The 19,977-nt window shown below is 63.7% G+C and carries 17 protein-coding genes; 15 read left to right on the forward strand and 2 right to left on the reverse strand.

Annotated elements, in window-relative coordinates; translation table 11 throughout:
- The first annotated feature begins 1 nt into the window (after position 1).
- Genes RCF49_RS09630 through RCF49_RS09645 form a run of 4 tightly spaced genes read left to right on the forward strand, consistent with a single transcriptional unit; the run spans position 2 to position 4,952 of the window.
- Complete coding sequence (locus tag RCF49_RS09630) at positions 2 to 1,009, forward strand: ABC transporter ATP-binding protein (RefSeq protein ID WP_342643808.1); 1,008 nt, start codon at positions 2 to 4, stop codon at positions 1,007 to 1,009.
- Positions 1,006 to 2,052, forward strand: coding sequence for an oligopeptide/dipeptide ABC transporter ATP-binding protein (locus RCF49_RS09635; protein WP_342643809.1), 1,047 nt, complete (start codon positions 1,006 to 1,008; stop codon positions 2,050 to 2,052). Before RCF49_RS09630 ends, RCF49_RS09635 begins: the two co-directional genes overlap by 4 nt.
- On the forward strand, positions 2,049 to 3,302 hold the full coding sequence (locus RCF49_RS09640) for a M20/M25/M40 family metallo-hydrolase (RefSeq protein ID WP_342643810.1): 1,254 nt from the start codon (positions 2,049 to 2,051) through the stop codon (positions 3,300 to 3,302). Before RCF49_RS09635 ends, RCF49_RS09640 begins: the two co-directional genes overlap by 4 nt.
- Positions 3,303 to 3,323: 21 nt before the next feature.
- Positions 3,324 to 4,952, forward strand: coding sequence for a M20/M25/M40 family metallo-hydrolase (locus RCF49_RS09645; RefSeq protein WP_342643811.1), 1,629 nt, complete (start codon positions 3,324 to 3,326; stop codon positions 4,950 to 4,952).
- Positions 4,953 to 4,974: 22 nt separating this feature from the next.
- Here the strand turns inward: RCF49_RS09645 and RCF49_RS09650 are convergent, their stop codons facing one another.
- Positions 4,975 to 5,421, reverse strand: a complete 447-nt coding sequence (locus RCF49_RS09650) for a MarR family winged helix-turn-helix transcriptional regulator (RefSeq protein ID WP_342643812.1) — start codon at positions 5,419 to 5,421, stop codon at positions 4,975 to 4,977.
- Between the two features lie 133 nt (positions 5,422 to 5,554).
- On the opposite strand from RCF49_RS09650, the gene RCF49_RS09655 reads away from it, so the two are divergent.
- Complete coding sequence (locus RCF49_RS09655) at positions 5,555 to 7,363, forward strand: chloride channel protein (RefSeq protein ID WP_342643813.1); 1,809 nt, start codon at positions 5,555 to 5,557, stop codon at positions 7,361 to 7,363.
- On the opposite strand, the gene RCF49_RS09660 is transcribed toward RCF49_RS09655, so the two are convergent.
- On the reverse strand, positions 7,360 to 8,511 hold the full coding sequence (locus RCF49_RS09660) for a M20/M25/M40 family metallo-hydrolase (RefSeq protein ID WP_342643814.1): 1,152 nt from the start codon (positions 8,509 to 8,511) through the stop codon (positions 7,360 to 7,362). The genes RCF49_RS09655 and RCF49_RS09660 overlap by 4 nt on opposite strands.
- Before the next feature lie 121 nt (positions 8,512 to 8,632).
- Here RCF49_RS09660 and RCF49_RS09665 point away from each other — a divergent pair, with 121 nt between their 5' ends.
- From RCF49_RS09665 to RCF49_RS09710, 10 genes are all read left to right on the forward strand, one after another.
- A complete protein-coding gene (locus RCF49_RS09665; protein WP_342643815.1) occupies positions 8,633 to 9,436 on the forward strand; it encodes an IclR family transcriptional regulator in 804 nt (267 codons plus the stop codon).
- Between the two features lie 107 nt (positions 9,437 to 9,543).
- Positions 9,544 to 10,302, forward strand: coding sequence for an ABC transporter ATP-binding protein (locus tag RCF49_RS09670; protein ID WP_432807381.1), 759 nt, complete (start codon positions 9,544 to 9,546; stop codon positions 10,300 to 10,302).
- Between the two features lie 35 nt (positions 10,303 to 10,337).
- A complete protein-coding gene (locus RCF49_RS09675; protein ID WP_342643816.1) occupies positions 10,338 to 11,561 on the forward strand; it encodes an amino acid ABC transporter substrate-binding protein in 1,224 nt (407 codons plus the stop codon).
- 85 nt (positions 11,562 to 11,646) lie between these two features.
- Positions 11,647 to 12,792 (forward strand): C45 family peptidase, encoded by a 1,146-nt coding sequence (locus RCF49_RS09680; protein WP_342643817.1) that lies wholly within the window; start codon positions 11,647 to 11,649, stop codon positions 12,790 to 12,792.
- Between the two features lie 11 nt (positions 12,793 to 12,803).
- Positions 12,804 to 13,637: a polysaccharide deacetylase family protein gene (locus tag RCF49_RS09685; RefSeq protein ID WP_342643818.1), complete on the forward strand. Its 834-nt coding sequence runs from the start codon at positions 12,804 to 12,806 to the stop codon at positions 13,635 to 13,637.
- Positions 13,638 to 13,651: 14 nt separating this feature from the next.
- Positions 13,652 to 14,530, forward strand: coding sequence for a branched-chain amino acid ABC transporter permease (locus RCF49_RS09690; RefSeq protein WP_342643819.1), 879 nt, complete (start codon positions 13,652 to 13,654; stop codon positions 14,528 to 14,530).
- Positions 14,527 to 15,498, forward strand: coding sequence for a branched-chain amino acid ABC transporter permease (locus tag RCF49_RS09695; protein WP_342643820.1), 972 nt, complete (start codon positions 14,527 to 14,529; stop codon positions 15,496 to 15,498). Before RCF49_RS09690 ends, RCF49_RS09695 begins: the two co-directional genes overlap by 4 nt.
- The gene (locus RCF49_RS09700) at positions 15,495 to 16,244 is read left to right on the forward strand and encodes an ABC transporter ATP-binding protein (protein ID WP_342643821.1); all 750 of its coding nucleotides are present in this window, start codon (positions 15,495 to 15,497) and stop codon (positions 16,242 to 16,244) included. The genes RCF49_RS09695 and RCF49_RS09700 overlap by 4 nt, the downstream gene beginning before the upstream one ends.
- A gap of 26 nt (positions 16,245 to 16,270) precedes the next feature.
- The gene (locus RCF49_RS09705) at positions 16,271 to 18,304 is read left to right on the forward strand and encodes a hydantoinase/oxoprolinase family protein (RefSeq protein ID WP_342643822.1); all 2,034 of its coding nucleotides are present in this window, start codon (positions 16,271 to 16,273) and stop codon (positions 18,302 to 18,304) included.
- Positions 18,301 to 19,968 carry a hydantoinase B/oxoprolinase family protein gene (locus RCF49_RS09710; protein WP_342643823.1) on the forward strand — a complete coding sequence of 556 codons (1,668 nt, stop codon included), beginning with the start codon at positions 18,301 to 18,303 and terminating at the stop codon, positions 19,966 to 19,968. Before RCF49_RS09705 ends, RCF49_RS09710 begins: the two co-directional genes overlap by 4 nt.
- Positions 19,969 to 19,977: the final 9 nt, after the last annotated feature.

A 19,977-nucleotide genomic window follows, 5' to 3' on the forward strand; every position in this document is an offset into this window, starting at 1 on the left:
CATGACGCTCCTCTCGGTCGATAACGTCTCGGTTCAATACGGCAGCTATGGCGGCAAAGTCCATGCGCTGAACCACATCTCCTTCACGTTGGAACAGGGCGCGACCCTCGGCCTGGTGGGTGAGTCAGGCTGCGGCAAGAGCACTTTGGCCCTCGCCATTCTGGGGCTTTTGCCGAAGGCTGCTGAGGTCACCAGCGGCACCATCTCCTTCGAGGGACAGAATCTGGTCGGCCTGAGCGAGGCCGCGCGCAACAAAGTGCGTTGGCGCAGGCTCGCCTATGTGCCTCAGAGCGCGGTGAACTCGCTCAACCCGGTCACCACTCTGTTCCACCAATTCCGCATGGCTTGGAAGGCCCATGGCGGCCGGGGCGATGGCCGGGCCCGCGCCCAGGAGCTGTTCCGCCGGGTCGATCTCGATCCAGCCCTCTTGTCGCGCTATCCCCACGAACTCTCGGGCGGCATGCGCCAGCGGGCGATCATCGCCCTTGCGCTGATGTTCAACCCGTCCCTGCTGATAGCGGACGAGCCCACCACGGGCCTCGACGTCATCGTGCAGCGGCAGGTCATCAACCTCCTGCGCGACCTGAGGGCGAAGGAGGACATGGCCATCATCTTCATCAGCCACGATATCGGTGTGGTTGCGGAACTATGCGACCGTGTGGCGGTCATGTATGCGGGTGAGATCGCCGAGATCGGCCCCACCGGCCAGGTCCTCAGCACCCCGACCCATCCCTATACCATGGGGCTGAAGCAGGCCTTCCCCGACATTCGCCTGCCCGAGGCGCCTCTTGTGAGCATTGCCGGTGCGCCGCCACGTTTGCTCGAAGCGCCGTCCTATTGCAGCTTCTCCGACCGCTGCCCCTTCGTCGCCCCGATCTGCCGCCAGAAGAAGCCGCCGCTCGCGCACTTTGGTCCCGACCAATTCGCCAGCTGTCACTTCGGTGATCAGGCCCCTGAGCTGCGCCGGCGGGCAACCGAGCCATCGATCTGGGAGGCCGAAGCCGCATGAGTGCAGCACCTCCCGCCGTCGAGTTCCGCGACGTACACAAGCACTTCACAAGGGCTGCCACGTTCAGCGGCCTGTTCGGTCGTGCGCAGCCACCCGTCCGCGCCGTGGACGGCATCTCGTTCACATTGATGCCGGGATCGGTGCTCGGCATTGCCGGCGAGAGTGGCAGCGGCAAGAGCACCCTGGCCAACCTTCTTGTCGGACTGGAGCAGCCCACGTCGGGCGAGATCTATCTGCGCGGCGAGCTCGCCTCTGGCATGAGCAACGCGGCGCGGCGGATTTTCCGTCGCCACGTGCAGATGGTCTTTCAAGACCCGTTCAGCTCGCTCAATCCGCGCTTCACCATCGGCCGCACCGTGGAGGAGCCGCTGGTCATCCACGGCGAGGGTGATGCGGCTTCGAGACGGGCCCGCGCCATCGAGGCGCTGGAAGCGGCCGAGCTCAGGCCGGGCAGCGCCTTCATCGACCGCCTGCCGCATGAGCTGAGCGGCGGTCAGCGTCAGCGGGTGGCGATCGCCCGCGCCATCATCCTCAATCCGGCTGTGCTGGTGGCGGACGAGCCGGTCTCCATGCTCGACGTCTCGGTGCGCGCCGGCATTCTCCGTCTGATGCGCCGGCTTGTCGACCAGCTCGGCATGTCGATGATCTTCATCACTCACGACCTCTCGATCGTCACCCATATCTGCGATGAACTCGCCATCATGTATCGCGGCCGGCTCGTGGAACAGGCCCGCGCCACCGAGGTATTGCGCAACCCGCTGCATCCCTACACCAAGCAGCTGCTCGCGGCGGTGCCCGTGCCCGATCCGCACACAGAGCCTGTCCAGCTCTCCCAAAAGCTGCTCGCGGGTGCCGGAACCGTCTATCGCGGCAATGGCTGCCGGTTTTCACCACGCTGCGATTTCGCCCTCGAGGCTTGTGACCGGATCGACCCGTCGCTGGATGAGGTATGGCCGCAGCATCGCGCCGCCTGTATCCGCGCACGCGAAATCAACATGCGCCCGGAGGAGGCAGCCTTGCGTAAACAGGATCTGGCGGGATGAACGACGGCAAGCAGCAATTGCTCGACTGGATCGAGCAGGACCGCGAAACGCTCATCGGTTTCCTTCAGGAGTTCTTGCGCTGCAAGAATCCTAACCCGCCCGGCAATACGGTCTCCGGCGCCAAATTCGTGAGCGCATTCCTCGAAAGCCGAGGGCTGCCCTTCAAGACCATCGCGCCCAACCCGGAAATGCCGAACATCATCGCCGCGACCGAGTTCGGACCCGGCCGGCACCTTGTTCTGAACGGCCATATGGATGTGTTCCCCGTCGGCCCGGAAAGCGATTGGACGCGTGATCCTTGGGGTGGTGAACTGGTCGATGGCCGCATCTATGGCCGTGGCGCCTGCGATATGAAATGCGGCACCACCGCTTCCATCTTCACCTATGTCTATCTCAACCGCCTCAAGGAGCAGCTTAAGGGCAAGCTCACCCTCACCGTGGTCTCCGACGAGGAGACCTTCGGTGAATGGGGCACCCGTTATCTGATGGAACATCACCTCGACGAGGTGCTGGGCGATTGCTGTCTGAATGGCGAGCCGAGTAGCCTCCATACCGTGCGTTTCGGCGAGAAGGGGCCGCTCTGGCTCACCGTCAAGGTCTCGACCCCAGGCGGTCATGGCGCCTATGTGCATACGAGCCGGAACGCGATCGCGATTGCCGCCGAGATCATGACCGACCTCCTGAAGCTCGGCGAACTTCCGGTTCCTGAAGCGCCGGCCCTCAAGGCCGCCCTGGACGAGGCAACAGATGCCATCGAGCAGGCCTATGGCAACGGCGCATCCAAGACCATCCGCAGCGTGACCGTCAATCTCGGCACCATCAAAGGCGGCGCCAAGGTCAACATGATCGCCTCCGACTGCGAATTCGAAGTCGACTTGCGCGTGCCGAACGGCCTCACCCGGCAGGACCTTTTGGACAAGGCCGACGCGATCATCAGCCGACATCCGGAGGCCTCTTACATTGTCCAGGGCGGCAACGAGCCGAACTGGTGCGACCCCAATGCCGATATGTATGCCTATGTGCAGGCCAACGCCGAAATGATCACCGGCATCCGGCCAGCGAAGGTGGTGTCACCCGGCGGCACCGACGCGCGCCTGTGGCGCATGCGCAATGTGCCGGCGATCGTCTATGGCCCTTCGCCTGCCACCATGGGCAAGCCCGATGAATTCGTGACCATCGAGGAGTTCCTGGCGGTCGTGAAGACCCATGTTCTGTCCGCTTATGACTATCTGACGGCCGCCGCGCATTAGATGCGGGCGGGAGGAGACATTATGCCCAAAGCCGAGTTGACCCCTGCAAAAAAGACCGCGCTCGACTGGATCGACACCAATCGTGACCGGTTGAGCCAGGACCACCAGACCATCTGGAGCTTTCACGAACCGTCCTGGCGCGAATACCGCTCGGCCGCCTGGTACGTGGAGCGTCTGCGCGCCGAAGGCTTCGAGGTGGAGGTCGGCTCCGGGGGCATGCCCACGGCCTTCTGCGCCACCTGGTCCAATGGCGATGGGCCAACCATCGGCGGCTATGCGGAATATGACGCGGTGCCTGGCCAGAGCCAGGAGGCAGTGCCCTATCGCAAGCCGCGCGAGGGCGTGAACCGCTTTGCCGCTGGCCATACCGACCCGCATTCCGCTCTCGGCATCGGCTCCTTCACCGGCTTCCTCGCCGCCAAGCGGGCGATGGAGCAGCATGGGCTGAAGGGCCGGCTGAAATTCTTCGGCGAGCCGGCCGAGAAGATGTGCGGCTCAAAGCCGGTGCACGCCGCCAAGGGCTATTACGACGACCTGGACGCGGCCTTCAGCTTTCACCCCCATTCCTTCCCGGCCCTGGCGAATAGCTGCTTCTGGGACACCCATTGCGCCGCCTATTGGAGCCGCATCTATACCTTCGAATGCGCCGCGCCTGAGACCTGGAACACCAGCGCCGCCAATGTGGGCGTTGCCCATGTGCACAATGTCGCCCGCGCGCCCGGTGCCATCGATGCGGTATGCCTGATGTATACGTCATCGAAATATATGAAGGAGGCGATGCTGCCCCATACCGGCAGTTGGAGCCTCAACGAGTACATCCCCATCGCCGGCCAAGCCACCGCCGACAACCTCGCGCCGAACATTTCGCAGATCCAATATTCCCTGCGCGCACCAACGCTCGAAATGTGCGAGCAGGTCTTCGCGGTTCTCGACCGGAATGCCGAGCACTGCGCCGCGATGAGCCACTGCACCGTGACCAAGGCATGGGTGACACGCACGCGTCAGGGCCTCGCCAACCATGCCATGGCGCAGATCACCTACGATAATTTCGAGCTGATCGGTCCGCCGCAATGGAACGATGACGCCCGCGCCTTCGCCCGCGAGCTTCAGAAGAATCTCGGCGCGAAGCCCATGGAAGATCCTTTCGCGCCCGAGACCCAGGTGCTCACCACCCCGCAGGAGGGCGAAGCCTGGTTCCGCTCACAGCTGCCCAGCTGGCAGCACAATATCTCGGCCGATGACTATGTGGATTATACCTGGCACGCGCCGACCGTGCGGCTCTATGTGGCGCGGCCGGCTCTGCGCGCAGCCGAAGGCGGCGTCCGCTATCCCGAATGGTCCCGCTATGCCATGTGTGGCTATCCCGCCTGCATCGACCCCATGTGGGAGACGGCCGGCCGAGTGATCGCCGCAACCATCGTGGACCTGCTGACCGAGCCGGAGCATTTGCGCAAGGCCCGGGCAGAGTTCGAGGAGCGCACCGGGGGAGGCATTGGCGGGTCCAAATGGGTGGCGCCGCTCTTGCCGAAAGACTTCGCCCCGCCCGTCCATTACCGCTGGCCTGAATATATCGACACGGTTCGCGGCGCGGGCGAATGGACGATCCCGACCCAGGACCCCAGCCAGCAGGCATCGCTCGAACCCAAGTAATCAAAGCGGCGTAAGCTTCCGATTACTTGCGCCTCCGCCCCATTGCCCGTTTCAGCATGGGCTCGATCCGGGCGAGCTCATCGAGATGCGCCGCGGAGAGCTCTTCGAGATGCGCCTCGGCGCGTGCGGTGAGGCGCAGCAGCACGCGCCGCTGGTCTTGACTGTCTGGCTCCCTCACCAGGAGCCCGCTGTCGCAAAGCCGGTTGGTGAGCTCAACGGCGCTATGATGGCGGATCCGCAAACGCTCCGCCAATTCTCCCACGCTGATGGGCTGCTCACCCCCGAACCCTTTGACCGCCAGCAGCGCCTGATGCTGGCGCGGCGTTAAGCCCACCGCCTTTGCTCGATCCTCGCTGAACTCGAGAAAGCAGCGAATGAGATATCGGAATTCGGCCAGAGCCGCATAATCCGCCTGTTCAATCATCCTTCGCCGCTCTGGCTTGGGCATCTCTCCGCCTGCTTTCTCCATGAGCTCTCGCCTCTCCCGCCAATCCGCCGCTTGCAAACTTATATCGTATTACGATAGAACTCCGCCCCTGAACCGTATCCCTTCGGGAGACGGCCGGCATCTTCATCATCATCTTCCCTACAAGAGTACCAGAATGAGCGCCCCAACTGGCGATCACCGCAGGCTCGGCGACTTCACCACTGATGCCCGCGTGCTGTTGATCGCGGCAATCGCCGTCGTCGTCGCATCTGCTGGCGTCATTGCCGGCATCGTGCTGCTGCAACTGATCCGCCTTGCCACCAATCTCGCCTATTTCGGCCGCTTCAGCTTTGCAGATATCGACCTTGGCCAGCTGTCCCTCGGCCCCTCATCCGTGCTCATTCCGGTCATTGGCGCGCTCATCATCGGACTGATGGCGCGCTTTGGCAGCGAAAAGATCCGGGGCCATGGCATCCCCGAAGCCATCGAGGCGATCCTGCTTGGCCGCTCCAGGCTTGATGCGAAGGTCGCTGTGCTGAAGCCCCTCTCATCGGCGATATCGATCGGCAGCGGCGGCCCCTTCGGTGCCGAGGGCCCCATCATCATGACCGGCGGAGCGATTGGCTCCCTGATCGCTCAGGCCCTGCCTGTCAGCGACGACGAGCGCAAGGCATTGCTGGTGGCCGGCGCCGCGGCAGGCATGACCACCGTCTTCGGCACCCCGATTGCCGCGATCATGCTCGCCGTAGAGCTCCTGCTGTTCGAATGGCGCCCGCGCAGCTTCATCCCCGTCGCTGTGGCCGCGATCATCGCGGAAGTCGAGCGCACCGCACTAGGCATGCCCGCCATTCTCTTTCCATTTGGAGGCGAGATGGCGCCGAGCGCGGCGGGCCTTGGCGGCTGGATCAGCATCGGTATTGCGGCAGGCCTGCTCTCCGGCCTGCTGACTCAGCTCGTCTATGCCTGCGAGGATGGATTTCAGAAACTGCCCATCCACTGGATGTGGTGGCCGATGATCGGCGGTCTGGTGGTCGGCCTTGGTGGCCTCATCGATTCCCGCGCACTCGGTGTCGGCTATGCCAATATTGCCAGCATGCTGAATGGCGAAACCATAGCAACTGCCGCCATTCTGCTGCTCGCGGTGAAGGCCGTCATCTGGTCCGTGGCCCTTGGCTCCGGTACGTCAGGCGGGGTGCTTGCACCGCTGCTGATCATGGGCGGCGCCATGGGCGCATCCCTCAGCGGCTTTCTGCCGGAGGCAACGCCAGGCTTCTGGGCTTTGCTTGCGATGGCGGCCACCATGGGTGGCACCATGCGCGCACCGCTCACCGCGACCTTCTTCGCCGTCGAGCTCACCGGCAATACCCACGTACTGCTGCCGTTGATCACCGCCTGCGCTGCGGCCCATGCCACCACCGTGCTGCTGATGAAACGCTCGATTCTGACTGAGAAGATCGCAAGGCGTGGCCATCACATCGTTCGGGAATATCGGGTGGATCCTTTCGCGCTCACCCGCGTGAGCGATGTGATGACCCGTGCTGTCGAGACAGTACCTGCTTCGATGACATTGCACGGCGCGGCGTCTTTCCTGACCAATCCGAAGACACGCCATCCCAGTTTTCCGGTCGTCGACGATGAGGACCGCGTGCTCGGCCTCATCGACCCGCCATCGGTTCTCGCCTGGCGTCGCGCAGGCAAGCACCGGCGGACGACCCTGCGGGAATTGCTCGAGGGCACCAAGATCACCGTGGTTTATCCCGACGAGTATCTCGAGGCCGTTGCCGATAAGCTGAATACGGCCAATGTGGCGCATTTGCCGGTGATCTCGCGCAGCGATGCGAAGCTGGTCGGCTATATCGGCTGGCGAGACCTGATGGCAGTGCGAGCCAAGCTGCGCGCCGAGGAGCACCAGCGCTCCTCGTTCATTCCCCTGCTCGGCCGGCGCGGGCCAAGCGGCCTCCCCTCCAGGGAAGCCGAGCTCTAGTCCAGAGTGGCGAGCAGCCCCGCCATCAGGCGACCGCGCTCGGCCAGGCTTTCCGTGATGATGTGCTCATCCAGCGTATGCGGCCCATCCCCGCGGGCTCCAAGACCATCAAGCGTCGGAATGCCCATCGCGCCGGTGAAGTTTCCGTCCGACCCGCCGCCGGAATTCTGGTGCGGGATGTCAAAGCCCAGGCTCTTGGCAAGCCCGCTGGCATGCTCATAGAGCTGCCATGAGGCATCATTCCGCGTCCACACGGGCCGGATCACGCCGGTTTCCACCTGGACACTCACATCAGCGCCCACCGGCGACAGTGAGTGAATGCGCCGAATGGCTTCCCCCAGCTTCTCGTCCGTCGTCGCGGAGGCCAGAACCTCCGCATGACAGGTGGTTGCAACGCAGTTCGCCCATTGCCCCCCGCGAATGACGCCCACATTGAACCCGATCTCCTCATCCGTCATCGCCTCGATCGCCAGGATCTGACGCGCCATCTCCCGAATGGCCGAAGCGCCTTCGCTCAGTCTGAGGCCTGCATGGCTCGGCCGCCCGCGAATGGTCAGAGTGAACCGCGCAATTGCATAGCGCCCGGTGACCACCCCGCCATTGCGCCGCGCCGGTTCAGGCACCAGCACATACTTGTGGCGTGCGGCTTCCGCCTCGATGAGGCTGCGCGTGCTCGGGCTGCCCACCTCCTCGTCGCTGGTGAACAGAACCGTCACGGGTAGCGATGGCACGAACCCGATCCGCTGCAGCTGCCGAATGGCCTCCAGCGCGAGATAATTGCCCGATTTCATGTCGAGCGCGCCGGGCCCGTAGCATCTGTCGCCCTCAACGCGCCAGGGCAATTCGTTGAGCGTACCTACGGGATGAACCGTATCGAGATGGCCGAGTATGAGGATGCCGGGCCCGCTATGATGCTTCTCTGCAAAGCGGCCCTTAACACAGTCCCCGAACCCCATATGCCCGGGGATGCGCTGCACCTCGGCACCCATCACGCTGAGCTCGCGCGCCGCCATGTCCATCATCCGATTGACCGCGTCACGGTCGAAAGTCGGGCTTTCCTGCTCCACCCATCGCTTCAGCCCCGCGGCTATGGCGGCTGGGTCGAATGGCAACCTGGCGAAATCCGGAAGACTTTTGGTGTTTGGCATGGCTTGCGTATCGTTGTGCGATATGATGAGATCGCGATATCTTAGGCCTATCGGCTCTGCCGCGTCAAACCATGAGGCGCCTAGGTCGTCACTCCAGGCAAAAACCAGGCTGAATGAAACCGTGAGCACAACGACCAAAAGGATCAAGAACAGGGCCGAGGCAGACACGTCGATCGAGAAGCCCGATCGGCTTTTCGTCGAATCACTCGCGCGTGGCTTCCGCGTCCTCGAAGCCTTCGCGGAGGCGCCAACCCCTATGTCGCTCTCGCAAATTGCCAAGGCGGCGGGGCTTGATAAGAGCGCAGCGCAGAGGCTCACCTATACCCTGGCCAAGCTCGGCTATGTCGAGAAAACCGCCGGTGGCCTCGTGCCCGGACGCAGGTTGCTCGAGCGCTCCTTCGATTATTTGCGCACCACGCCTCTGGTCAATCGGGCGATCCCTATCCTCGCCGATCTCAGGCGGGCAGTGCAGGAGCGTGTCGACCTCAGCCTGTTCGATGACCTGTCCATGCTCTATCTCGTCCGCATGCAGAGCAAGCGCGATACGTTCTATGCCCATCTCGTTGGTCGGCGCGTTCCGACCTTCTGCACATCGGGCGGACGGGCGGTTCTCAGCCATCTTCCCGAGGACCGGGTTCTCGACATTCTCGAGCGTTCCGACCGGCGCAAGATCACGCCGCGCACCACCACCGAAATCAGCGAGATCCTGGAGCGCCTGGCTGAGGTGCGAGAGACCGGCTACTCCCTCGCCATTGAGGAAGTGCTGATTGGCGAGGTCGCGATCGGCGTGGCGGTGCTCGACAACAAAGGAGCACCCATCGCAGCCATCCACGTGGCCGGCTCGCTCGCCGAGTGGAAACCCGAAGAATTTGTGCAGCGCGTGGGACCTCTGGTGATTGCGGCCGCCAACGGCCTTCGCGGCTGACCTTGTTCATAGAACCCGGATCGGCTTCCGCTTTCTTGACAAGGCAAAACGGCGATGCAAAGCTACAGTGTGATCGTATCGCACAGCAATACTTCCTGGAGCAGCGTATGACATTGTCGTCACCCGCAACGGCTGCGAAGGGTGTCTCCGGAGACCCGCTCCTGACCGTTTCCGGCCTGGCTTATGATTATGCCGGCATGGGCGCTGTGGCTGATTGCACCCTGGAGGTGCCAAAGGGCCGCATCGTCGCGCTGATCGGCGGCAACGGTGCGGGCAAGACCACCAGTGTGAAGATGATCGCCGGCGCCTTGCGTCCGCGCCGCGGCACTATCCGGTTCGATGGCAGCGAGGTCACCGGCCTTCCGGCCCATCGGGTCGTGGATCTCGGTCTCTGCCTCGTCCCTGAGGGTCGTCTCGTTTTCCAGCACCTGACCGTCTACGAGAATCTGCTCGTCAGTGGTCATGTGAGCCGCGCTCGCACACAGCTCCAGCAAAATCTCGACCGCGTTTTCGCCCTTTTCCCCCGCCTCGGTGAGCGCAAGGCTCAGAATGCCGGCTCTCTCTCGGGCGGCGAGCAGCAGATGCTGGCCATTGGCCGTGGCCTGATGACCATGCCGCGACTGCTCATTCTGGACGAGCCATCGCTTGGGCTCAGCCCCATGCTCGTCTCCACGATATTTTCGCTGGTTCGAAAGCTGAACGAAGAGGGCATCAGCGTCCTTCTGGTTGAGCAGAATGTGCACCAGACCCTGGCCATCGCCGATTATGCGTATGTGCTCGAAAAGGGGCGCGTGGTGCAGAGCGGCGCGGGCCGTGAGCTGCTGAATGATCCCAAAGTGAAGGAAGCTTACCTGGGATTGGCGTGAGAAGACGCCCAATGGAGAAGTGGGAGGCTTGAACAATGCATAGGCGCGATTTTCTGAAAGCGGGCAGTGCCCTCGCACTGGCCGGAATGCTGCCGCACCAGGCTGCGGCGCAGGAAAACAAGATCATTTTCGGTGGCTCCGTCCCGATGACTGGCGCTGCCGCCGAGACCGGCCTCAACGTGATGCGCGGCTATGAATGCGCCGTCAAATTCATCAACGAGGAGATGGGCGGCGTCGAGATCGGCGGTCAGAAATACACCGTCGCCCTCAGCCTGTTCGATGATGCCAGCGACCCCGCCCGCGCCTCCACCTTGATCCAGCGCCAGGTCGATGAAGGCATCGGCTTCTTCCTGGGCTCCTTCGGCAGCAACATCGTCCTGCCCACCTGCGCGATCACCGAGGCGGCCGGCCGCATCATGGTGCAGGCGGGTGGCGGATCCGACCTGATCTTTACCCAGGGCCGCAAGCGCGTTTTTGGCCTGTTCCCGCGCGCCTCCCGCCAGTTCGTCTCGTCGGTGAACATGTTCAAGGAGCTGACCCCGGCGGTGAAGGCGATCAGCATCATTTTCACCAATGACCCCTTCTCGAAATTCCAGGCCGATGGCGCCAAGGCACTGATCGAGGAAGCCGGTATCGAGGTGAGGGACTTCATCGCATTGCCGGCGCAGGTCAGCGACGTCTCCAACGTGCTCACCACCATCCGCCAGAATCCGCCGGACGTGCTCGTCTGCACCACCCATGACGAGACCTCGATCCTGATCGCCCGCCAGATGGTGTCGACGAATACCAATGTCGGCATGCTCTATCAGACGCTTGGCCCGCAGACTGCCGCCTATAAGGAAGCGCTCGGCAATTATGCGAATGCCGTCGTGACTCAAGCTTACTGGTCCGAGCGCGCCCCCTTTAAGGGCGAATATTTTGGCTCGGCGGAGAATTTCGCGAAGTATTACGAAGCGAATTTCGATCGCGAGCTGACCTATCACATGGCCAGCGGCGCCGCCTGCATCGTCGCCTATCTGCAGGCGGCCAAGAACGCCGGAACGCTCGATCTCGATCCGGTCCGCGATGCGCTCGCCGCCCTCGACTTTCAATGCTTCTATGGACACATCAAGTTCACGCCTGAGGGCGATGGCCAGGCCGACCTGCTCGGGCCTTTGCTGATCCAGCGCCAGAAGGGCGAGATGGAGGTCATCTCCCCCGCCGAGAGCGCCTCAGCCAAGCCCATCTATCCCGCGCCCACCTGGGCGGAACGGGCTTAAGACATCATAAGCAGCCATGGCTGGACCAGGCCTGATCGGTGCGGGTGTCCAGCCGCGGCATAATCGAAACACGAGGGACGTACCCGTGGCACCTCTTCCTCTCCTTGAGCTTGGCCCCGATCCGCGCGAGCGTGGCAAGACCCATGGCGCGGCGCTGAAAGCAGCAATCCGCGACAATGTCGAAACCTACCTCTCCCGCTTCGAAGCGGGCGGTGCCGATCGCCGCAAGGTCCTCACGGAGAGCGAAGACTGGCTCGCCTTCATGCAGGGCGACAATGCCGAATATGCAGAGGAGATGGCGGCCGTTGCGGAGGCATCCGGGACCTCCCTCACCGAGATCGCCATGCTCAATGCCCGTTACGAGATCACCTATTCGATCTTCGGCAGCGAGGCCAAGGCCGTCAGTCAGCGGCCGGAGCAGGAAGGCTGCACCTCCTTTGGGCTGATGCCCGAAGCAACCGCCAATGGTCACACCTTGCTCTGCCAGAATTGGGATTGGCTCGAGAAAGTCCGCGGCCGCACCTTTGTGCAGCGGGTCCGCCGCTCATCCAGGCCCGGTGAGGGCAAGCCGGATTTCGTGGGCTTCAGCGAAGCGGGCATCGTCGGCTCCAAGATGGGCGTGAATGCCGCCGGCATCGGCCTCTGCGTCAATGGCATCGTCACCCCGCGCGATGGGGCGAACGGTATCCGCAAGCCGTTCCATGTCCGCTGCAAGGAGATCCTGGATGCCTGGCGCTTCGATCAGGCGCTCGCCCCCGTGGTGCAGACCGACCGGACCGCATCCAGCAATTTCCTCATCGGCCATGCCGAGGGTGAGATCATCGACATCGAGGCCACCCCCGACCACTGCGCCTATATCTATCCTGAGAACGGGCTGGTGGTGCATGCCAACCACCTGGTCAAGGAAGCCCGCGTCACCTCCCAGATGGAGCGCATCTCCCCCAACACGCTCTATCGCGGGCCGCGCCTTGAGCGTCTTCTGCGGGCAAAGCTTGGCAGGATCGACTTCGATGCTCTGCGCGCCGCAATGACAGATCATTTCTCGGCACCGGCAGCCATCTGCCGCCATGCCGATACCGAACTGCCGGAACCCAAGCGGGTGATCACCGTGGCCGCCATCGTGCTCGATCTCAACGAGCGCGTGCTCTATGCGACCGACGGTCAGCTTTGCCAGTCTGAGCTGCAAGCCTTCCCGCTCTATGCCAATCCCTCAATGAGCAACGCCGCGTGAGGAGCGCCACGATGAACGACATGACACCTGTAGCATGGCCCGGCGGGGCCCGTTGCGCCGTGATGCTGACCTTCGACTTCGATGCCGAGACCCTGTGGCTCTCGCGCGACCCCGATAATGCCCGCAGGCCCGGTGTGCTCTCGCAAGGCATCTATGGCGGCAAGACAGGTGTGCCCAAGATCCTGGAGCTGCTGAAGGAGGAGGAGTTGAAGGCCACCTTCTTCGTGCCGGGATGGACAGCCGAGAAATACACCGATCGCATGGAAGCGATCGTCGCCGGCGGCCACGAGGTTGGCCACCACGGCTATCTCCACGAATGGATCGACCCGGACTATCCGGAAAAGGAGCGCGAGGCCCTGGAGAAGGGTCTTGAGTCCCTGAAGAAGACCGTGGGCATCAAGCCCGTGGGCTACCGCTCTCCGGCGGGCGAGACATCCAGCAACATGATCGGGCTCCTCCAGGAATACGGCTTCTTCTATGACAGCTCGCTCATGGATCAGGTGAGCCCCTATCGCCATGAGCTGCAGAATGGCTCTCGTGGCCCCATAGAATTGCCCTGGCACTGGAGCCTTGATGACGCGCCCTATGCGCTCTTCGCGATCAAGTCGCCGCGCGCGATCATGACGAATGAGCACATTCTCAGCATCTGGAAGCAAGAATTCACCGAGATCTATCGCTGGGGCGGGCTGGTCAATGTGGTCATGCATCCACAGGTGATCGGCCGGCCGTCGCGTCTGGCCATGCTCCGCGAATACATCGCCTTCATGAGGCGCTTCCCCGGCGTGTGGTTTGCCACCGGACGTGAGGTCGCCGAGGCCTGGGCGGCCACAGAAACCGCCCGATAGAGCGATCGCGCGCGATGATGCTGTTCCTGCAAACGACCCTGAATGGCCTGGTGCTGGGGGGCTTGTACTCCCTGGCAGCCGTTGGCTTCTCCTTGATCTTCGGCGTCATGGGCATCGTCAATCTGACCCATGGCGTCTTCGTCGTGGCAGGCGCTTACGGCGCTCTGCTCTTGTTCAGGCACTTGGGCATAGACCCCTTCATCGCGATCATACCGATCGGCATCGTGCTCTTCGCCATCGGCTATGCCTATCAGCGCACGATCATTCACTGGGCGATCTCGCGCGCATCCCTCGTCGCATCTCTCGTCGTCACATTCGGCGTCGCCATGATCCTGCGCAATCTCATGCAGCTGGCCTTCGGACCGGATGTGCAGACGATCACCCCGAGCTACAGCTTCACGAGCATCGCGCTGGGACCGCTGCAGATCGACCTCGTTCGCCTGGTTGCCTTGGGTGCCAGCCTCATCCTGCTTCTCGTCCTCGCCCTTGTCCTTGCGCGCACCCAGTTTGGCCGTGCGGTCAGAGCCACCGCCCAGCAGCCCCTCGCGGCGGAACTGTCGGGCCTGAGCGTGCAGCGGCTCCATGGACTTACCTTCGGCCTCAGCGCCGCCCTTGCTGGCGCATCGGGCGCCATCATCGGCATCGTCCAGCCCTTTTCGGCTGCAAGCGAGGTGGCCTGGACGCTGAACGCCTTCATCGTGGTCGTGCTTGGCGGCATTGGCAGCCCGGCCGGCGCTCTGGTCGGCGGTCTCCTGCTTGGCCTGATCAACGCCTATACCGCCCAATATGTTGGCCCATCCCTCACCACGGCCATGATGTTCCTCGTGCTCGTGCTGATGCTTCTGGTGCGGCCGCAAGGTTTGCTGGGAAATAGCTTCGGGGAATCCAGATGAAGAAGCCCTTGGCAATCCTGACCGGCATAGTTGTTCTGGCCGTACTGGCCCTCCTGCCGCTCTGGCTCGGCCCCTTCTATACCCGCGTCGTCCAGTTCTTCTTCTTTTCCGCAGCCCTGGCGTTGTCCTGGAATATCCTCGGCGGCTTTGCTGGCTATTGGAGCTTTGGACACACCGCCTTCATCGGCATCGGCGCGTTCAGCGCGGCCCTGTTCGGCATGAATGTGGGGACCTTCGGCACCGGCCCCGTCTCGATGATCGTGCCGCTGCTTGTTGCCGGCCTTGTCTGCGGCCTGTTTGCAGCCGTCATCGCCTATCCCACCCTGCGGCTGCGCGGCATCTATTTCGCGATCGTCATGCTGGGCGTAAGCCAGGTGGTGAGCGAGCTCGTCAACAACATCTCCTGGTTTCAGGGGGGCGTCGGCGTCTTCCTCACCTCGCCCGTGCCGAGCGGCGTCGCGCCGGAAGACTTCTACTACTACATGTTCGGCGGGCTTCTGCTGCTCGCCTTCCTCATCACCCTCCTGATCAAGCACACGCGGTTCGGCTACGCGCTGCTGGCGATCCGCGAGGACGAGGACACGGCGATGATGCTCGGCGTCGCAACCGAGCGATACAAGATCCTCGCCTTTGTGCTCTCCGCCGTGCTGGTGGGCCTTTTGGGTGCGGTATACGGCTACAGCGTCGGTTACTTCACCACCTATACCGTCTTCCGCCTCGACTTCAGCCTGAACATGATCGTGTTCTGCCTCATCGGCGGCATCGGCACCCTGTTTGGCCCCATCATCGGAACCGCGGTGATGCTGTTCATCACACAAGTGCTCCTCTCGCGCTTCCTCGACATTCACCTCCTGATCACCGGCCTCATCGTGGTGGCCATTATTCTCCTGATGCCCGGCGGTATTCTCGGTGCGCTGTCCCGCTCTCGCCGCTCGAGCCTCGCGCGCAAGGCTGAGGTGCAGCCATGACGGAGATCATCCTGTCCGGACGCGGCGTCACCAAGAAGTTCCGCGGGCTAACGGCCATCGAGAAGGTCGATTTCGATATCCCTGCGGGCGCGATCTATGGCCTCATCGGTCCCAATGGCGCCGGCAAGTCGACCCTGTTCAACCTGATCACCGGCTATTACACGCTCACAGCCGGTGAGATCCGCTTCCGCGGCGAATCCATCGCCAACGTCCCCACCTACAAGCTGAACCAGCGCGGCATTGCGCGGGCCTTCCAGATCTCGAAGCCCTTCCCTGCTCTCACCGTCCGCGAGAATGTCGCGGTCGGGGCTATGTTCGGCAAGCCGGATCGAGCCGATGTCGACGCGGTCACCCGCGAAGCTCTCCACGTCGCCGGCATCGAGGACCTCGCCGATCGCACCGCCGAAGGGCTCACCGTCGGCAATCTGCGCAAGCTCGAAATTGCCCGCGCAATCGCCACCCGGCCTGCCCTCTTGCTCGCCGACGAGCCCTGCGCCGGCCTCAATCCCACCGAAACCGAGCAGATGGTGACCTGCCTTCGCAACGTGCGCGATCGCGGCACCACCGTCTGGCTCGTTGAACACGACATGAAGGCGGTGACAAGCATCTGCGACCGCATTCTGGTGATTGATGCCGGCCGCAAGATCGCCGAGGGCACCCCGCCGGAGGTGGTGAGCAACCCTGCCGTGATCGCGGCCTATCTCGGCACCCCTGAAGGCGCAACCTCAGGTGCGCCGGCCGTCTGACATATTGCTTATGGAAATGGATTGAGATGACGGAACACCAGGTTTCGGCGAGACCAGCCGCGAACCGGATCGGCGTCGAGATCGGAGGCACCTTTACCGATCTGGTCTGGGCTGGCCCCGATGGCCGTCTACACACCGGCAAGACCCCGTCCACTCCCCAGGCGATCCACGAGGCCGTGCTGCGCGTGATCAGCGATGCGGGCATGCCGCTCGCCTCGGTCTCGCAAGTGACCCACGGCTCGACGGTCGCGACCAACGCGCTCCTCACCCGCCGTGGCGCGCGCACCGGTCTCGTGACCACCGCCGGCTTTCGCGATGTCATCATTCTCGGACGTGCCGACCGCGATCACGACATCTACGACATGCGCTATCGCCGGCCTCTGCCGCCCATCCGGCGCAGCATGATCAGGGAAGTCCATGAGCGGATCGGCCCCGATGGCCAGGTGCTCGTCCCGCTCGATCTCGACGCCGCATGGAAAGAGGTCGCGCAGCTCCTTGACCAGGGTATCGAAGGCATCGCCATATGCCTTCTGCACGCCTATCGCAATCCTGACCACGAGCGCGCGCTCGCCGAGATGATCCGCAGCCGAGCGCCCCATGTGACCGTCTCCGCCAGTCACGAGGTCTCGCCGGAGTTCCGGGAGTATGAGCGCAGCATGACCTCGGTCGTGAACGCCTTCGTCGGACCGGTCGTCGAGCGCTATATCGCCCGCCTCGAGGCCGGGCTGCGGGAGGGCGGCTATGGCGGCGTCCTGCAGATCATGCAGTCGAACGGCGGCAGCATGCCGGCCTCCTCTGCCGGCGCCAATGCCGTGCGTATGCTGCTCTCGGGTCCCGCCGCGGGGGTGCGCGCAGCGATCTGGTTCGCCCGGCGCAACGACATCACCGACGTGATCACGCTCGACATGGGCGGCACCAGCACCGATGTCGCCATCGCGCCCGGCCTCAATCCCAGCATCGTGCCCGAGCTCAAGGTCGATGGCCTGCCGGTGCGAACCCCGTCCGTGGACATGGCGACCATCGGTGCCGGGGGTGGTAGCATCGCCTTCATCGACAAGGGCGGCTTTCTCACGGTCGGACCCGAAAGCGCTGGCGCTGATCCAGGCCCGGCCTGCTACGGCCGCGGTGGTGAGCGGCCGACCGTGACCGATGCGCAAGTGGTCGCCGGTCTGCTGCGGCCCGAGCGCTTTCTCGGTGGGCGCATGAAGCTTCTGCCCGAGCGGGCAACCGCGGCACTCGGCGCGCTATCCTTGCCCGGCGGGGTCGAAGTGACGGCTGATGCGGTGCTGCGCCTCGTCAACAGCAACATGGCTGATGCGGTCCGGCTTGTGTCGACGCGGCGGGGGATTGACCCGCGCGACTTCACCATCGTCGCCTATGGCGGCGGTGGGCCGCTGCATGCAGCCATGGTGGCCGAGGAATTGGGCGTGCGCCAGGTGCTCGTACCTTGGTCTCCGGGCCTGGCCAGTGCCTTCGGGCTGCTGATCGCGGACACGGTGATCGATGTCGCCCAGAGCGGTCTGCACCGCCTGGCGGATGAAACCCTGAATGGCGCCCGCATCGAGCAGCTGAACCAGCGCGCAGCCGAAGCCGCCAGCCTCAATGGCCTCGAACCGGGCAGCTACCGCGTCGCCATCGGCATGGACATGCGCTATCTCGGCCAGGCATTCGAGCTCACCATATGGACCGATGGCGCCCCGGCAGCCGCAGCAGAGCTGCGCGCCCTCTTCGAAACTGAGCACCGCGGCCGCTATGGCTATGCGCGCCCGAAGCTCGACGTGGAAGTCGTGGGCTACCGCATTCGTGTGGTGAGGGAAGCAGAGGGCCATGTGACGACCCCGCTGCCGGAGGGCGAAGCGCTCAAGCCGGCCATCCTGGACGCCACCATCGGTGGAGCGCGCGTCTCGGCCCAATTCATCGCCCGCGCGATGCTTCAACCGGGCACCCGGCTCGATGGCCCCGCCATCATCGAAGAGGCCACGTCTACCACTGTGATACCGCCCGGCTGGCAGCTGGAATGCCTGCCGACCGGAGACTTGTTGCTGAGGGACACGCGATGACCCAGGACAAGACACGCCTGATCATCATGGCCCGTGGCCTTCAGGCGGCCGCAGACGAAATGGCGGCCAACCTGATCCGCTCGGCTTTCTCCGCCGTGGTGCGGGAGGCGCGCGACTGCTCGACCGCCCTGCTCGACGCCCAAGGCCGCGTGGTCGCCCAAGCCGATATGATCCCGATGCAGACGGCCGCGCTCAGCGCATCCTTCCGCGCTGCGGCCGAACAGCTTGACCTCGCGAATGTCAAGCCTGGCCAATGCGTGCTGATGAACGATCCTTATTCGGGTGGCCAGCACCTCAACGACATCATCCTATTCAGCCCGATCTTTCATGACGGCATGCTGCTTGGCTGGAGCGGCAGCACAGCCCATCACCTCGACATTGGCGGTGGCTCGGCTGGCGTGAACACCACGGCCACCGAGCTGATCCAGGAGGGCCTTGTGATCCCGCCGCTATTGCTCGACGTGCAGCGTGACTGGCACGGCGGCATGATCGAACGGCTCATCTTCGCCAATATCCGCACCCCCGAAATCGGCCTTGGCGATATGGATGCACAATTTGCAGCCAACCATATCGGGTGCGAACGGGTCATCGAGATGGCGCGGCGCTTCGGTCCCGACATGGTGGTGAGCGCCATGGACGAGGTCCTGAACTACAGCGAACGCCGGATGCGCGCCGCCATCGCCGAAATTCCCGATGGCACCTGGAGCGGCGAAGCCTTCCTCGATGGCGATGGCAGAACGCCGGCGGGGCCACCGGTGAAGGTGCGCGCCACCGTGACGATCAGGGGCGATATGGCGGTGATTGATTTCACCGGCACCGATCCGCAGGTGCGCACCATGTTCAACTCGCCCCTGGCCAGCAGCATTGCCGGGGCGGTCACCGCCTTGCGCAGCATTCTCGCCGACACCGACATGCCGGCCAATGATGGTTGCAACCGCCCTCTCACCCTCATCATCCCGGAGGGCTCGGTACTCAATCCCCGGCCGGGCGCACCGGTCAGGGCGCGCGCCACGGCCTGCTGCCGGGCACTCGATGCGGTCCATGCAGCCCTGGGACAGGTCCTGCCCGACCGGGTGCCGGCCCAAGGCGCCAATTCAACCACCGGCTTCTTCCTCGCCCATGCCCGGCCGCAAGGCGGCTTTGACATCCATATCGACGTGCTGGGCGGCGGCTGGGGTGCGGCAAAGGACTATGATGCCATTCATGCAACCGATCATGTGTTGTCGTCATGCCGGCTGACGCCGACGGAATCGATCGAGCAACTAAGCCCGCATATCCTCATCGAAAGTTTCGGCCTCATTCAGGACTCCGCCGGTGCCGGCGAGTTCAACGGCGGCATGGGTCTCTTCCGCCGCTATCTCATCCAGAAGGATGAGGTGGTGCTGAGCCTCTATTCCGATCGGTTCAAGCTGCCGCCGCTGGGGCGCGAGCTGGGCCTCGACGGAAAGCCGGCAACACTGCACGTCGAGCGCGATGACGAGGTCATCACCCTCGGGGCCACCAGCACCTTTACTCTGCGGCGCGGTGATATCGTGGAGATCCGCCTGCCCGGCGGTGGTGGCTGGGGCAACCCGAAAAACCGCGACCGGGAAGCCGTCGCTGCCGACCTGGAGGATGGGCTGATCTCGTCCGAAAGAGCCAAGCAGGTCTATGGCCTGGGCTGAGGCATGAGC

The sequence above is a fragment of the Rhodoligotrophos sp. CJ14 genome, from assembly GCF_038811545.1.
GTDB classification, from domain to species: Bacteria; Pseudomonadota; Alphaproteobacteria; order Rhizobiales; family Im1; genus Rhodoligotrophos; species Rhodoligotrophos ferricapiens.